This window comes from Niameybacter massiliensis (assembly GCF_001282685.1).
Taxonomy (GTDB): Bacteria; Bacillota; Clostridia; order Lachnospirales; family Cellulosilyticaceae; genus Holtiella; species Holtiella tumoricola.
This window is the reverse complement of the sequence record NZ_LN875035.1, coordinates 404258-420886: the sequence shown is the minus strand read 5'-3', so window position 1 is coordinate 420886 and position 16629 is coordinate 404258. Positions and strand designations below refer to the sequence as shown.

Genomic DNA, 16629 nt, shown 5'->3' with positions numbered 1-16629 from the left:
TATACTAACAGGCTAGATAGCCCCTTCTGTATGATATACCAGGATTAACAAATAGTTGATTGGTAGAGCGTTGGCTCTACTTCTATTTTTTTGTTCAAATGATGATTTTATCAAGAAGTAATGATAAAAGAAAATAAATATAATAAAATAATATATACTGTGATATAATTTTTCTATTATATTATGGAGGGATAACTGATGTCTATAACAATAAAAACAAGAAAAATGCTATGGGGTAAATCTGCGAACAGATGTAATTTCACAGAATGTCGACATGAACTGGTAATGGATGCGACAAAAATAGATAATGAATCTATTATTGGCGAAGAGTGTCATATTGTAGCAAGAGAAACTAATGGACCTAGAGGAGAATCAGATTTATCAGTAGAACAAAGAAATACATATAATAATTTAATATTAATGTGCAGCATACATCATAAATTAATAGATGATCAACCCAATACATATACTATTCAAAAGCTTGAAGAAATGAAAAGAAAACATGAAGATTGGGTTAGAGATACTTTGAATGATAAAAAAGATACATTAAAATATCAAATAAAATATGATAAAAGTAGAGCAGTTGGTCCATTTATAATTGTGAAGAAAATAGAAGGCAGTTTTCAGAACAACAGGTCAATAGGCCACGAGCATGAGTCAGAAAAAATTGTAGATAGCAATAAAAACCCACAAATAGTACATATGTTAAATGAGCAATACTATGATGGGTATAGTATTTATATAAAAAATATAGGAAATGAACCTGCACTAAATATAAGATGGGAAAGTGATGATGACCTATTAGAAGAAAGCTATGACACACAAGATGGGTGGGTCGAAGTAGTTAATGGGAAAATGCATTTAGAACCTGGTGAGGGAATATATATAGAATGTAAGAAGGAGACAGGATTTATAAATTTGACATATTTTGACCTAAGATATGACGAATATTCTAAAAATATACTTGTGGTTTATGATGAAGAAAAAGGGACTATAGAAGTTTCAGATACATTTTAATAGAATAAAAATATCATTTTAGGGTAGGCATGATGCCTACTCTTTTGATTTATTTTATCTCTGATAAGTGGCATAATGAATAAAAAGGGGGATGAATATGAAAAAGATATATGAAGTAGATATAGATCAAATAAAAGAAAACATAATTTTAGAGATTGGTAGATATGTGAGCTGCAATGGTGGATACAGTAGAGAGTTATTAGATCATAACCTTAAACAAATATTAGAAAAAGGGTACAAAGAGGTACCAACAGATTATAAAGGGTAGAGCCTAGGCTTTACCCTGTTTTTATTGGATTAATTTACCTGTTGACATACGTTTTACCAATAGATATACTTACTACGTGCTATATAGCAACTTTACTGTGAGAGTGAGGTGGCGACATGAGAGACTTATTAGCACTCCTAGTCATGATTTATGTATTAACAAGATAGTTTTAGGCAAGGTATTATGATTTACTATCATAATGCCCCCTCCGGTCATTATATGGAGGGGTGCAGTTTAAGAAAAACTTAAATAAAGTGTTATGATAATAAATGATAATATCTTCCGTATAAATATATAAAAAATAGGCCATACTCTAGAAAACTAAGGAGTGTGGTCTATTTTTATGGATAGATTTAATTTGAGAAGAGTTTTAGTAACAAGTTACTTTGGAACGGTACTTGTAATAACTGTTATATTAGCCATAGCCCTAAATATATAGTTGTTCATCAAATGAAATTGCTATATTATAGTAACTAGGAAGGGGCGATGATATGAAAAACAATAACAGAGTTTTAGTATTTATTATGACTTTATTACTAGTTACTACTACGTTATTTGGAGCAAGTGTGCAGCCAGCTACTACTATTAAACCAGTCGAAGTACATTTCATTGACACTGGTAATAGCGATGCTATTCTTATCAAAGATAATGGTAAAAATATGCTTATTGATGGTGCCGAGAACGATGATGAGAAGTCTTTGGTTGAGTATTTAAAAGCTCAAGCAATTAAAAAACTTGACTACATAGTACTTACACATCCAGATGCAGATCACTGTGGTGCATTAGATGCCGTAATTAAAAACTTTGATATTGGTACAGTATTAATTGGAAATGGTAGTGCAGATACTAAGACTTATAAAGACTTTGTTCAGGCAGCTATAGATAAAAAACTACAGCCAAGTGTACCATTAGAAGATAAAGTATTTACATTAGGAAACGGTACATTCCAATTTTATAATACAAAAAGCCAAGCAAAAGATGTAAATGATAGAAGCCTAGTGATGTTTTATAAAAATGGTGAACATGAGTTTTTATTTACAGGTGATGCAGGTAAAGATGTGGAGAAATCTATCTTAGAAAAAATGCTAGATATTGATGTGTTAAAAGTAGGTCATCATGGTAGTAATACTTCTACTAGCCAAGAATTTTTAGATAAGATTAAGCCAGAGGTTGCTATAATTACTTGTGGAAAAGATAATAAATACGGCCATCCACATAAAGATGTATCAGAAAGGCTTAAATCTATTAAAACATATAGAACAGATTTGAATGGAAATATAGTTATCACTACAGATGGTAAAACACTTACGACATCAACACAAAAAGTAGATGGGAAAGCTACACAAGTATCTACAGTAACTAAAATAGATACTATTACCAATACTACAATAAGTAATACACCAGTGGTAACAAAGCCAATAACATCTGCTGATAGTACAGTAGTATATATTACAAAAACAGGTAAAAAGTATCATAAAGGCACATGTAAAACATTAAAAAGTAAGATTGAAAGTACGGTAAAAGAGGCCAAAGCAAAAGGCTTAACAGCCTGCCAAGTATGCCTGCCTTAAATAAAAAAGACCTTAAAAAATTTTTAGGGTCTTTTTTTGTTTCTACGATATCTGGTAGCTAGTAATCAAGGTACTGATAGATTCAATAGAGTGAATCAACGCTTATGTTCAGTGACTGTAGAAATTATGTACCTTTATAATTCCAGGTAAGCTTGGAGCAGGTACGTAGTGTACGCCAGTTTGTTCACAATATGGGATATCAATACCACCAGGAGTAGAAGCAAGTTCAATGTAAACAGCTTCTTTTTTAAATAGATCAATATAAGAAGGATCTAAGAAAGGTACTGGAATGGTATTAAAGATGAAATCAAATTTCCATAAATGTTTTTTTAGTTCATCAAGTGGAACAGGAACGTAGTCATAAGAAGCAATAAAAGCTAGGTCAAGGGTCTTGCGGGCTTCAACATAAACACGTGCACCAATACCATGTAGTTTTTGTGCAAGAATCTTACCGCATCTTCCAAATCCTAAAACTAGGCATTTGCTATCATTTAAAGTGATTTCACTATTTTCCATAGCGTATTGTATAGCTCCTTCAGCTGTTGGAATGGCATTAAGAACAGCCACTTCATCCATTGAAAGAAGGTCTTTATATCTAAGGTTGCGCTCTTCTAAAAGCTTAATAATATCTTTTTTCAAAACGGATAAACATAAAAAGCTATCTTTTACGTTTTCCATAAACATTTCAACAGAAATACTTGTGTTACTTAGTGGTGTAAAAAGATTTTTCCCATCCCTTGTAAAAGGAATTGGACCAACAATATACTGACACTTGCTGATGTCTTCGAGAGAAGTTGCAAGATGTACATTCTTTGGCAAATCTGGATGTGTGATACCATAAACCCAAGTATCAAATCCTTTATCACAGAGTATTTTAGCAAGTCTAACAAAACGTAAATCTCCACCAACGATGGCTATAGAAATTATGCTCAAAGTATCTCCTCCTGCCTATTTATTAATGTCAGTAATATAACCTATGAATTTAAGCTTGGCATTGTGCCTGTATAGAAATAAAAAATGATTTCTTGTAATGGAGAAACAAATCTTTTAGAGTAATGAATAATACGCTTAACATTTTAGGCGTTAGAGTATTAATGCCAATAAGAAAAGCAAGTTCTATAACTATCAATAGAACTTGCTTTTTATTGTTTTAACCTTATTTATACTAGAGATATGTTTAGGCGTCATTTTATCTTCTTGAATATGACTTTTAATAATAAGGCATACATTACACAGTTTATTAGGGCGTAATATAAGAAGAAATTTGACGTACTAAAGAATTAGCAATAGAGATAGCATCTAGCGTTTCATATTGGTCAGATGGATCTGCAGTTGATAAGTAGTCATTTGTTTTTTCAACTATATATGAAAGATATGAAGAGATAGTTAGTAAAGATTGTAATTTTGCTTTATTCGCTTCTGGATTATTTGTGATAGAAATAGTAAATAAATCAGATTTAATTTTAGTAAGTTGAGAGGAGTATATATCAAGTTGCTTCTTGTTATTTGAATTAGATACATCATTTAATTTGTTTACATAAGAATTCTTAACGATTACACGTAATTGTTTTTGTATATTAGTCAAAGAAGAGTAGGAAGTGTCTATAGTATCATTTACAGAAGAGGTAGTGTTACTAAGTACAGGAATTGAAAAGTACATGGAACTAATTAAGAGAGTACAAATAATATAACGTTTAAAAGAGTTTTTTTGCATAAAATATACCTCACAAATTAATATAACTATAAGTATTATGAGTTGAAGTTAGAGGATCTATACTTTAAAAAGAAAAAAGAACCTATAACATGATAGGTTCTTAGGAAGTAGAGGATAATGACTCATTAACTGTGTTAATAAGTTGTTCAGATAAATCTACAAATTTAAAGTAGTTTTTTAAAATTAGCAACGTATCAAGAGAAGAGGAATTACAGCTAATGGCATCTAATTCTAATAAGGCACATTTAAGGAAATTGGTTGCATTGATTAGTAGCAATATTTCTTTTTGGTCAGGTGAATTGCTAGCTAATGAATCTGAGTAAGTGTTCATAGACTGAAGTAGATCATCTAGCTGCTTATTTATAAAATTAAATCCGATGTTACACTTAGCTTTAGAATTTTTAGCGTTAAGGGCGTCAGATAATGAAGAAAGTTCTTTTTGTATTTGAGTTAATTTGCTAATATAGGTTTCTAGTACTTGTTTATGTGCATCATTAGATGTGGTTGAGGCATGGATAGATACAGAGAAGATAATCAAGCATAGAAATAAAGATAAAAATAGACGTTTAAATTTCATTTTAACAAAACTCCTTTTAATTATAGGTGTTGATATTACTTTAGTGTATTTACTTGAAAAAGATTTTTATATAAATATTGTTTGAAGAAAAATTAATAGTATATAGCTAGTGTAACTAAAACAGAAGTAGTTTATGTAAGAAAATAAGTAAAGAGATATGTAGTAGAGAATAACTTATAAGTGCTCATACTAAAAAGTACTTATATACACCCCTGCTAGTCTGATACATCTTTTTTATATGTGTCAGACTAGCAGGGGTGTATGCTTGCTTCTTATTAAGCTGGTTAAATAGGAAAAGAAGAAAGACCTTGAGTTAAAAGAGAATTAGCGGAAAAGAAGGCTTTAAGCAACTTATATTCTATTTCATAATCTTCGGTTATCAAAAGTTCACTTAGAATAAGGTATAAGTCATTAAGTAGTCTAGTAGCTACAATAAGAGCTTCTGTACGAATTTTATCAATAGAGGAAAGGTTGCTATTTGTTGCATAATCAAATAACCTTGTGTTAAGATTTTTTATTTTTGAATTATAAATGGACAAACTATTTTGTAATGACGTTAATGATTCTCCTTTTTGATTAGAAATGTATAAAGATTGAGAGACGCCATTAAGTTGATTTTGGAGACTAGTAATTTCTTCATAGAAATTATTAAAATCATTAGTGGTATCTAGTGTAGAAGCCATTAAAAATAAGGGAATTAAAAGAATAGTTATGATTACCATAAACTTAGCTAAGGAATTTTTTTTCATAATACACCCCATATAAAAAAATCTTTTAATATAAGGATTAGCAATAACTAAAAAAATATGTAAGAATTAAATTGATTTAAGTTTTACTCAAATAGATAAGGATTTAATTTTAAAGATTCTCATGATCATCTTCATAAATTTTAAGAGCTTTAGAATAAGAAAGGTATTCAAGCTTTTTCTCAATAAGATCATCTAGAGTAATGAGTGCATTTTTACCTTGATTAGGATAAAGAATATCTTTTTTTAGAGTCCAATCCTTAAATTTTCTATCTAATTGTTCTTGGTTGCGTTCTAAACACTCCTGAACAGTATTTAAAAGAACTTGAGTATTGGATTTTGAGTCCTCTTTATGGGAATCCTTTGGGATAATGCTAAACTCATATAATAAATCATCAATAATGACCCAATATTTATCCCCGTCAGTTTGAATATTTAAAGTATCATTGGCTAGAAGCTGTTCTAAATAATCAGCAGTAATGGCTAATACTTTTTTGTTTGTAGTTGTCTCAACCAATCCTTGCTTTGTATAGGTGGTATGGTGAGCATAAACCTTATTAATAGAGTGCTGAAAAGATTTTTGTTCATGGATCACAGATTTTTTGTTAGATGATGAAGTAGATAGGGTACGGTCATTTGTAATAGGCATATATTTGTCAATTTTCATTGTTCACCTCTGAATAAATAGGATTACTATTAATATCGGTTTATTGATGACCAAAGTAAATGTAAAATATACAAATAATAATAAGTGTACTATAATAAATGTAGAAGTTTTATTTGCTCATAGAATTTAAAGTTAAAGACATATAATACAGAGGATACAGATATGAAAGAATTATATACATTAAAAAAGAAAAAAAGTTTTGCATATGAAGGAACACTTGAAAGTGGTATGACCATTTTTTATGGAGAAAATCGTGAAGATTCTCTCTACATATCAGGCACTCAGTACGCTGACCTTATAGCTTATTTTAAGGGAAGAACCGTTCGAATTGGTGCAGGGCATGGTAAAGTAGAAACGGATAGTATGAGAGAATGGATTGTATCTCATATAGGAAAAGCGGGTATCGTAAGTTATATTGCAGCTATTTTAGTAGAAGAAGGCGTTGCAGAAAAAGTAGATATGACAAGTATTTATTTTAAATAGTAGAATCTAGTGCCCATAAGTCCCCTTACATGAAGTTGATAGGTACAACTTTATGTAAGGGGGCTTATTTTTATTGAGCAATAAAAAATAAAAGTAAATGACAAAATTTACCTTAAGAATATACACCTATATTAAGAATTTAGAATTTAAGTCCCTATATCTCCATTGATATAATTTTATTACAGATCAATGACTTATAAAAAGATAGACACTATAAGGAACGGTTTAAATTTTTAAGAATAGGGGGACGTTATGAAAAAATTTAAAGGCGTTGTAAAAAGATTAGCCATACTAATGGTGGGCGTAATGACAGTAACAAGCACACAGACTACTATATTTGCCAGTGAAATGAATGCAGGAAGTTTTAATGATTTAGTAGGAACAAATGTAACTACACCCGCCAGTCTTACAATTAATGAGTTTGGTACCCAGTATACTACATCGGGCAGTTATATAATTAAAAAACCTGTCTTTACCGGTTCTGGCTTAGTAGAGGAACCTGTATCTTATGATGCAAGCCGAAGTATGATGGAGAGTATGTATGAGAAAGACTTAGCAGATGGTGGTACATCTTATTGGATGGACCGTGTACTTGAAAGAAAAGGCCAAGATCCAGAGGGAAATGATATCATGACTCGTGGACGTTCACTTTATATGTATGGACATAATCCAGGCGTATTAGGTTTTTCAGGTGGAACAGCCTATTGGCATGAGTTAGAAGGTGGCCAAGATGCTTATACCATTAGCTTATCAACAGGAGCAGTAAAAGAGCAGGTCTCCAAACGTTATCAATGCCCAAGTTATTGGTCAGGTGTTTTCACATCAGGTTCAATAGGTGTTGAGGAAACAAAGTTTATTACAAACGAGAATGTGGCGGTTACCTTATTAACTTTAACCAATACAGGCAAAGAGGATCAAGAAGTTGAAGTAACCGTTGAATCTCCTTATGTCAAAGCAACAGAAGGGGATGAACTAACAGGCATTGTAAAAGTAAAAAATGAACTTACAACCTTATATACTCAATTAAGTGGAGAAAATATGGATGCAAAAGAAGGTGTGCTTAAACAAACCCTTCAACTCGCACCAGGCCAATCTCAAACAATCAAAGTTGTGATGGGTTTTACAAGTAAAGAAAATCCTGAATCAACTGAAGAATATGAGACGTATAAAGGCTACACTTCTAGTGAAGCAAAATATGAACATATGAAAGCTTATAATAAATGGTGGGCGGATAATATTCCATACATTGATATCCCAAATGAAAATGTTAAAAAGGTTATTTATTATAGATGGTGGCTTAATCGCTTTAATATGTTAGATGCAAATATTCCGGGCAATGATTATCAATTCCCTGTATCAATTGAAGGTGTACTTGGATATAACAATGCCATTGTACTGACACAACCTTTACATATGCAAGATCTAAAATACTTAAGGACACCTTACTATGCTTATGGGGATTGGATATCAGCTGGAGAAGTTTCTCGTGATTCTTTATTTGTAGATAATCCAGGAAATCCTGATAACTGGAACAATAGCTATTGTCAGTATATTGGTGAAGCCGCTATGGATACTTATAAAGTACATGGTGGGCAAACCAAGATCCTAAATAACTTAGCAAGATACGCTGAGAAAGATGCGAAGGGGCAGTTAGACCGTTTTGATGTGAATGATGATTACTTAATTGAATATGATTGGGCCTCATTAACGGGGAATGATGCAGATGCGGTGGCATTCCACTACTTTGCAGACCGTGGAGATGTAACACAAACACGTACAGAAAGTGCATATGTTTATGGTAATGCCAAAGCTGCAGCACAAGCTTACGAATTACTAGGGAACACAGAAAAAGCAGATGAGATGTATGCATTAGCTGAAAATATTCGTCAATCTATTCTTACAAAGCTTTGGGATGAAGAAAGTCAAATGTTCTTGCAACGAGATGTAAAGACGGATACGTTTATCCCTTGGAAAGATACCAACAACTACTACCCAATGGCAGAACCTGATTTGGTACCAGCTGGAGATGAGGCAGGTTATGAAGAGGCACTTAGATATTGGGCAGATAAAAATGAATTTCCTGTATTTCCATTTTTTACAGCAAATCAAGTAGATAAACAAGCTGCAACCCAAGCTGGGCAAGCGGGAAGTAATAACTTTGCCAACATTAATGCTTCAGGTGATTTTAGACTTTTCTCAAGAGCTATTAAAACCTATGATTCAGAGTACATCAGCCCTGAAATGTATGAAATGTTAATAGAATGGGTAGCATGGGCACAGTGTATTGATGGGAATACGGATTACCTGGATAATAATGAGTTTTGGGCAAATTACAATGAAAATAGTGATACGATAGATTATCGTTCATGGATTCATCACAATATTTTAGGTAACTATACTTATGCGATAATCGAAGATTTTGCAGGTCTAACACCAAGACTTGATGAAAAAATAGAACTTCATCCTATTGACGTAGGTTGGGATCATTTTACAGTTAACAATTTAAGATATCATGACCAAGACTTAACCATTGTATGGGATGCAGTAGATGATGGGTTAGACTATTATGATGATGGATTAGAAGGCTATTCTATTTATTTAAATGGAGATGAAGTATTCCGCATAGATCAACTTGTTCATGTTATTTGGGATCCTACAACAGGGGAAGTAGAATTCCCAGACTTAGATGAAGAACTATTATTAGAAGAGGAGAACTTAGAGGAAGAAGGCGCTTCAGCCATAGGAGAGGCATCCGTATTATTTGCAAAAGGACGCAGTAGCCTAGATGAAACAACATCAGAAGAAGATGCAGATAAAGTAGAAGATGAAACAACACCCGAAGAAGGTAGTGAAGAAGCAGAAGGCGAAACAATCCCTGAAGAAGATAGGGAAGAAGTAGAAGACGAAACAATCCCTGAAGAAGATAGTGAAGAAGTAGAAGATGAAACAACACCCGAAGAAGATAGTGAAGAAGTAGAAGACGAAACAATCCCTGAAGAAGATAGGGAAGAGGTAGAAGATGAAACAACACCCGAAGAAGATAGGGAAGAAGTAGAAGATGAAACAATCCCCGAAGAAGCACTTGAACTTATAGAGTTAGTAGAAGCAGAAAGAAAAGCAAAACCACAAGTCATTGTGAATGAGCCAATGAATACGATGAAAGATGCTGCAAGTGTAGAATTAACAGAAGAAAGAGTTGTAGAGATGTTCCAAAAAGCAGCAGTTGATGTAACAGAGGATACAGGTAGCTGTAAGAATTTAGCACTTCAGGCAACACCATCTGCATCTTATATTGCACCTAAAACAAGACTAGACTATGCAGTTAATGGTTTTAGTGTAAGTGGTATTAACTCCAGTAAGAGTAAGTTTGTTGTAGATGTACCAATCTGGGGAACTAAAGGCTCAACCCATAGTGAAGAATGGTTTGAATTAGATTTTGGTAGTACACAAACAATGAATGACGTTAAACTTTATTTCTATAGTGATAAAAATGAAAATAATTACTGTGAGCCTTATATGTATTACTTAGAATACTGGGATGGTTCGAATTGGTCTGTTGTACCTGACCAATACAAGTCTCAGTTACAAGCCAATTACAACCATGTAGAGTTCCCCACTATTTCAACACAAAAATTACGTGTCGTGATGAAGGTGAAACCAGGTTATGCAGTTGGGTTAAAGGAAATCCAAGTATTTAATACACCTGTTGAAGCGCCAACAGCTGTTAATAAGGCACCAGAAGTTGTTGCATATGAAGATCTTAATAATAGAAAAACATTGAGAACTGTACTGATAACAGAAGTAAAAGATGATGCTTTACCATCAGGTATCCTTACAACAAATTGGAGCAAAGTAGAAGGGCCTGGTGAAATAGCATTTGAAAGTAAAAATGTATTTGAAACCGTTGCAGACTTTACTGAAGAAGGTAAATATATCCTTGAAGTTGTAGTAAGTGATGGAGATCTTGAAACAGTTAAACGTATTGAAGTAGAAGCGATAGGAACACCTGATGAAGTGAATGTAGCATTAGAAGCTACACCATCTACGTCCTACTGTTCACCATGGGAAAGCGTATCAGCTGTTAATGATGGTAAAGATCCTCTTAACTCAACAGGGGCTGGCCAATACGGTAACTGGGCTGTAAGTGGTGCATCTCAATGGGTACAATATACATGGGCAGAGCCGGTAGTAATAAGTAAAACAGAAATGTTTTGGTTCTATGATGGTGGAGGAATCTTACTTCCTAAAGCTTATGTCTATGAATACAAAGATATGGAAACAGGTGAGTGGAAACCAGTACCTCATGCAGAAGGGTATAGTATTTCAAGAGGTAAATACAATACAACAACTTTTGAACCTGTAGTAACCAATGCAATGCGCGTTGTAATCTATAAACCAGATACAGCTTGGACTGGAATTTCTGAATGGAGAGTATTTGCAACACCTGTTGAAAAAATGCCTTCATTTAAAGTGACAACTTTAGTAGGTGAACAACCTAAGCTTCCAGAAACAGTTGAGATGACCTTAGGGAATGGACTTAAACATACAGCAAAAGTAACATGGCCAGAAATAAGTGAAGATAAATTATCTAAAGATGGTAGCTTTAATATTAAAGGTAGTGTACTAGGAAGCAATAAACTTGTGGATGCAACAGTCTATGTAAGAACACATAATAATGTGATGGCAAATACCATTGAGACAGTAAATATTACAGTACCAGTTGGTGGAACTTTAGAGCTTCCTCAACATGTAGAAGTACTTTATAATGACGGTTCACGAGATAATGTAAGTAATCAGGTTGTTTGGGATGCATATGATGACGAAAAATTGATGACATCTGGAACATTTGAGGTAGCAGGAACTGTTCACTTTACCATAGCAGGTGAGGCGATCACACCACTTAAGGCAAAAGCTGTTATCACAGTTCAGGCACAGACACCAGAGCCAGACCCAGATCCAGATCCAACGCCAGATCCAGACCCAACGCCAGATCCAGACCCAACGCCAGATCCAGACCCAACACCAGATCCAGACCCAACACCAGATCCAGACCCAACACCGGATCCAGACCCAACACCGGATCCAGATCCAACACCAGAACCAGAAGAACCTTCTATATCTAGACCAAGTAGTAAGCCAAATAAAACACAAACTTCTACAAGTAAAGTCGTTCAAAGTGTAGGGCGACATTATACTGTAACCCTTAATGAGAAGTCTGTTGAACAGCTTAAAGGTGAAAATATAGGTAGTCTAATTCAATTAGAATTAGTAGAGATGGAAGAAGGCTTTAAGCTTCAACTTAAGAAAGATGGCCGTATGGTTTATTCCTTTGCAAAACCTATTATTGTAGAAATTAAAGCAAATGATGTGAATATAGATTTAGCAAATAGTGTGTGTGTTCAAGAGAATAGGACTATTGCCTTAAGTCTTTATAATTCATCTACTCAAACAATGAAAGTTGTACTTAAAGATCTTCAACCTATAGTATTTAAAGAAAAAGTAGAGCATACTTTTACAGATATTGATACATTGAAAGAAAAAGATGGGATTTGTGAATTAGTTGCAAGAGGTGTTGTTACAGGTTTAACCACAACAACCTTTGCACCAGCAAATCATGTAACAAGAGAGCAGTTCTTGACTATGGTTCATAGAATCTTCCAGTTTGATGTAACAGGCAAAACAGTCAACTTTACAGATGTAAGTCAAGATCATTGGGCTTATGAAGCCATTGTAGCAGCTAAAGCTCAAGGGATTATCAATGGAAAGTCACAAACACAATTTGGTTTAGGTGATACCATTACAAAACAAGAAATGGCTGTTATGGTCTATAATACATTAGTATGTTTTGATCAGACCCTATTTGATGAAAAACAAGTAGAAGCTTATCAAGATGAAACAGCTATTGCAGATTATGCAAAAGAAGCTGTGCAGAAATTAAAAGGACTTGGTATTTTAGAAGGAGATTGCTTTAATCCTACTCAAGTCGTAACAAGGGCAGAAGCTTGTAGTATACTTTACAAGATGATAGAACAACTTAAATAATTACTTTAAACTGTTGCATCTCTAAGAATAGGGATGCAACAGTTTTTATTTGGTATAGGGGTAGATGGTCTTAGAAAGACAGTAATGTTGCATAATGTTAAATAAAAATCAAATATCTATTTTGTGAAAAATATTATAAAATAATTGAAAAATTACAAATCTAAGGATACAATAAATAAGGTAGGGGGAAACGGACTTGAAGAGAAAAACTATAAAAAAATCTTATGTAAAAGCGTATCATAACTGGAAGATACAAACTAAGATGTCTTTTGCTTTTGTTATTGGAGTAGTGATTCCAATCTGGGGGATTATAAGTATTTCGTATAATATCAACGCCAATAATATGACACGGCAGATTAATGAATTAGCTGTACAAAATTTAAGGCAGATGGCGGAACGTGTCAAACTTACTCTAGATACTTATAATACTATACTCCTTCAGATTAATGCAGATGATGAAGTTATTGAGTATATTGGTCGTTACAACAGTAATGAACCTAATAGTAAAGCTGTAGCCTATAACTATATTAACAATAGGCTTAAGCAGTATAATCATTCAGATTTAGGAATGAGAAGTATAAGTATTATCTCTAATGAGGGTGGGCCTGTTATTTATGACTATCAGACAGGTTCTGCTGTCAGCAATGTATGGAGAGGCTTAAATATTTATGAACAAGCCCCTTATTTAAATGCGAAAGATAAGGTAGGGATTATTTTAACCCCAACCGAGAAGTATGATGATAATGGTAAACCAGTCTATTTATTTCATCTTTCTAAACAGATCTTTGACCTTAATGATTTAAACAAAGGTGCCATTGGGACGGCTATTATTAGTATTGATTCAAGTATTCTCAATACCATTTGTAGTGAAGGTGAAAGGGGAGCGGGCGAAGTCAGCCATCGTATTCATTTTATTGTAGATCCCACAGGGCGAGTGGTCTCCTATCCTAACTTAGATTTTAATGGTTATCAGATGGATGCTGAAAAGGATATTGAAGCACTGGTACAATCTAGTGGCTATTTTGAAAAACAGGATATGGTTGTGAATGCTTATGTAGATCAAACAACAGGTTGGACCTACTATAATGTCTACGACAAAGATTATGTTTTAAAAGATGTAAAAAGATCTCAAAGTATATATGTAATTATGGGATTTATAGGATTATTATTTGCAGGCGGGTTAATTACAATTGCTGTTAAACAGATTGATAAGTCTATTAAAAATGTAGTGAAGGGTATGGAACAAGTTCAAGAAGGCAATTTAGAAGTTGTTGTACCTGTAGAGAGTGAGGATGAAATTGGTCATATTGCTCAAACCTTTAACATTATGACCACAAAGGTAAAAGGCTTGATTGAAGAGGTGAAAATAGCTACGGATAAACAAAAGAATGCTGAAATCCGTGCATTAGAAGCTCAAATTAATCCCCATTTTTTATATAATACTTTAGACTCAATTAACTGGATGGCCATTGAAAAAGATGAATATGAAATCAGTACAATGATCAGAAATCTAGGGGTTATTTTACGCTATAGTGTGAATAAAAGTAATCAGATGGTAACCATTGAAGGTGTTGTAGATTGGTTAGAGAAATATTTAAGCTTACAAAAAATGCGTTTTAATAATGTTTTTGAATGGGTGCTCAACATAGAAGAAGAAACAAAACAAGTGAAGATTCATAAATTATTACTCCAACCTTTTGTGGAAAATACTATTATCCATGGGTTTAAAGGCATAGAACAAGGGGGCGTACTACATATTGATATTTTAATGAGTAAGACACGCAAAACCATCCAAATCATTATAGAAGATAATGGACATGGCATGTCCAAGGAGCAAGTGGACTTATATAACAATATTGAAGAAATGATTAAAGATAAACAAGAAGGTATAGGGGTACAAAATGCTTTTTCAAGAATGTATATGTATTATGGCAATAAGGCAAGTTGGAATGTAAAGAGTATACCAGATATGGGTACAGTCATTGTATTAGAACTTCCTTTTGAAGAGGTGTAGAGATGCGCATACTAATAGTAGAAGATGAAGTGAAAATAAGAGAAGGTATAGCAAGGCTAATCAGTCACAAGACTGACCATACAGTTATAGGGGAAGCAAAAAATGGAAAAGAGGGCATAGAACTGAGTTTAAGATATAAGCCAGATTTAATCATGACAGATATACGTATGCCTGTTATGGATGGACTAGAGATGTTAACCCAACTAAAAGAGGAAAAAGTACCGAGCCGAGCTGTTATTTTAACTGGGTATTCCGAATTTGACTATGCCAAAAAGGCTATCAGTTTAGGTGTAAAGGATTATTTATTAAAACCTATTGGGCCGGAAGAAGTGATGAATCTTTTAAATCGTATGGAAGGGGAGATTGAAAAAGAAAATAAAATGCTACAAGGATCGTGTGAAAGTATTATTCGTGACATTATCCTTGGAAGTAGCGAAGATGAAGCAGAAAGTTACCACAAGCTCAAACATTTAATGGCATTAAAGGAGGACTGGCACTATAGACTATATGTAGGGTATACGGGAAGTGCACCTGTAGCCTATAAAAATCACTTTAAGGAATGGATGCCCTCTATTATAGGGCGTTATCCTGAATGTCAATGCTATACCTTCTTTGTAGAAACGTTGCAGCAATTTGTTTGTTTAGTCGTAGGAGAAGAAGACTTAGAGGGATGGGAATCCTATTTTATACAGCATATGATTAAGCCTTATAGAGAACAAAAATATCAACCAGCGTGGGCGGTAGAGCAGTTTGATACCCTTGAAAAGTTAAGTGAAGTCTTCCAAAGTATTCAGTCTCTATTAAATTTAAGTTTGACCTATGGGAATGATCATCTATTAAAGCAAAATGTGCACGCACACACTACACTCAAGAAGTACAGCTATCCAATAGAAATAGAAAATAAATTTAAAGTGGCCATTTGTAAAGGTGAATTAGAGAACCTGCCTGATTTAGCAGAAATTTTTTATGATTATTTTGAGCAGCACTTAATGTCTCCTGAGGAAATTAGAAATAATTATATTAAGATGATTACTTTTATCATACATATGGTACAAGAAATAGATAAAAAGCTTTATGATCAGATTCAAAGTATGAGCTTGTTAAAACGTGTTGGAGAGGTTTATACAAGAAATGAGCTTCAACAACTCTTTATGGATTTATTAAACAGTATGCAAAATGTACACGAGAAAAAGGAGGATATTCGTAACTACACCATTTTAAAAGTCATCAACTACATACGTGATCATTATAATGAAGGGATTACCCTTGAAGAAGTGGCAAGGAAAATGGAGTTGACACCAGAGTACTTAAGTACACTTTTTAATAGGGAAATGAATATTAATTTTTCTAACTTTCTAAAGCAGTTTCGTATCAGTCATGCAAAGCGTTTATTAAAAGGAACAGATTTAAAAATCTATGAAATAGCAGAAGCTGTAGGCTACAGTGATGCTAAATACTTTATGCGTGTTTTCAAAGAAGTACAAGGGATTTCACCTAAGGAGTTTCGACAAAAGCAATAAGGGGGAAGAA

The 16629-nt window shown here is 33.5% G+C and carries 12 protein-coding genes; 7 read left to right on the top strand and 5 right to left on the bottom strand.

What is annotated here, in order from left to right:
- The first annotated feature begins 198 nt into the window (after positions 1 to 198).
- The 3 genes from BN2390_RS07480 to BN2390_RS07475 all read left to right on the top strand — a co-directional run bounded on the left by BN2390_RS07480 (position 199) and on the right by BN2390_RS07475 (position 2856).
- Positions 199 to 1017, top strand: a complete 819-nt coding sequence (locus tag BN2390_RS07480) for an HNH endonuclease (RefSeq protein ID WP_053983725.1) — start codon at positions 199 to 201, stop codon at positions 1015 to 1017.
- Between the two features lie 97 nt (positions 1018 to 1114).
- A complete protein-coding gene (locus BN2390_RS21640; RefSeq protein WP_154668794.1) occupies positions 1115 to 1285 on the top strand; it encodes a hypothetical protein in 171 nt (56 codons plus the stop codon).
- A 491-nt stretch (positions 1286 to 1776) separates the two neighbouring features.
- Positions 1777 to 2856 (top strand): ComEC/Rec2 family competence protein, encoded by a 1080-nt coding sequence (locus BN2390_RS07475; RefSeq protein WP_053983724.1) that lies wholly within the window; start codon positions 1777 to 1779, stop codon positions 2854 to 2856.
- A gap of 108 nt (positions 2857 to 2964) precedes the next feature.
- Here BN2390_RS07475 and BN2390_RS07470 read toward each other — a convergent pair whose 3' ends face one another.
- The 5 genes from BN2390_RS07470 to BN2390_RS07450 all read right to left on the bottom strand — a co-directional run bounded on the left by BN2390_RS07470 (position 2965) and on the right by BN2390_RS07450 (position 6560).
- Positions 2965 to 3789, bottom strand: a complete 825-nt coding sequence (locus BN2390_RS07470) for a dipicolinate synthase subunit DpsA (RefSeq protein WP_053983723.1) — start codon at positions 3787 to 3789, stop codon at positions 2965 to 2967.
- Positions 3790 to 4096: 307 nt separating this feature from the next.
- Entirely contained in the window at positions 4097 to 4570 is a 474-nt protein-coding gene (locus BN2390_RS07465; RefSeq protein WP_053983722.1) for a hypothetical protein, read from the bottom strand.
- Between the two features lie 100 nt (positions 4571 to 4670).
- On the bottom strand, positions 4671 to 5147 hold the full coding sequence (locus BN2390_RS07460; RefSeq protein WP_053983721.1) for a hypothetical protein: 477 nt from the start codon (positions 5145 to 5147) through the stop codon (positions 4671 to 4673).
- A gap of 284 nt (positions 5148 to 5431) precedes the next feature.
- Entirely contained in the window at positions 5432 to 5896 is a 465-nt protein-coding gene (locus BN2390_RS07455) for a hypothetical protein (protein WP_053983720.1), read from the bottom strand.
- A gap of 109 nt (positions 5897 to 6005) precedes the next feature.
- Positions 6006 to 6560 (bottom strand): hypothetical protein, encoded by a 555-nt coding sequence (locus tag BN2390_RS07450; RefSeq protein WP_053983719.1) that lies wholly within the window; start codon positions 6558 to 6560, stop codon positions 6006 to 6008.
- Positions 6561 to 6722: 162 nt separating this feature from the next.
- Here BN2390_RS07450 and BN2390_RS07445 point away from each other — a divergent pair, with 162 nt between their 5' ends.
- The 4 genes from BN2390_RS07445 to BN2390_RS07430 all read left to right on the top strand — a co-directional run bounded on the left by BN2390_RS07445 (position 6723) and on the right by BN2390_RS07430 (position 16619).
- A complete protein-coding gene (locus tag BN2390_RS07445) occupies positions 6723 to 7043 on the top strand; it encodes a hypothetical protein (RefSeq protein WP_053983718.1) in 321 nt (106 codons plus the stop codon).
- 252 nt (positions 7044 to 7295) lie between these two features.
- A complete protein-coding gene (locus BN2390_RS07440; RefSeq protein ID WP_053983717.1) occupies positions 7296 to 13085 on the top strand; it encodes an Ig-like domain-containing protein in 5790 nt (1929 codons plus the stop codon).
- A 196-nt stretch (positions 13086 to 13281) separates the two neighbouring features.
- On the top strand, positions 13282 to 15099 hold the full coding sequence (locus tag BN2390_RS07435; RefSeq protein WP_242847655.1) for a cache domain-containing sensor histidine kinase: 1818 nt from the start codon (positions 13282 to 13284) through the stop codon (positions 15097 to 15099).
- 2 nt (positions 15100 to 15101) lie between these two features.
- Positions 15102 to 16619, top strand: coding sequence for a response regulator transcription factor (locus BN2390_RS07430; protein WP_053983716.1), 1518 nt, complete (start codon positions 15102 to 15104; stop codon positions 16617 to 16619).
- Positions 16620 to 16629 lie beyond the last annotated feature (10 nt).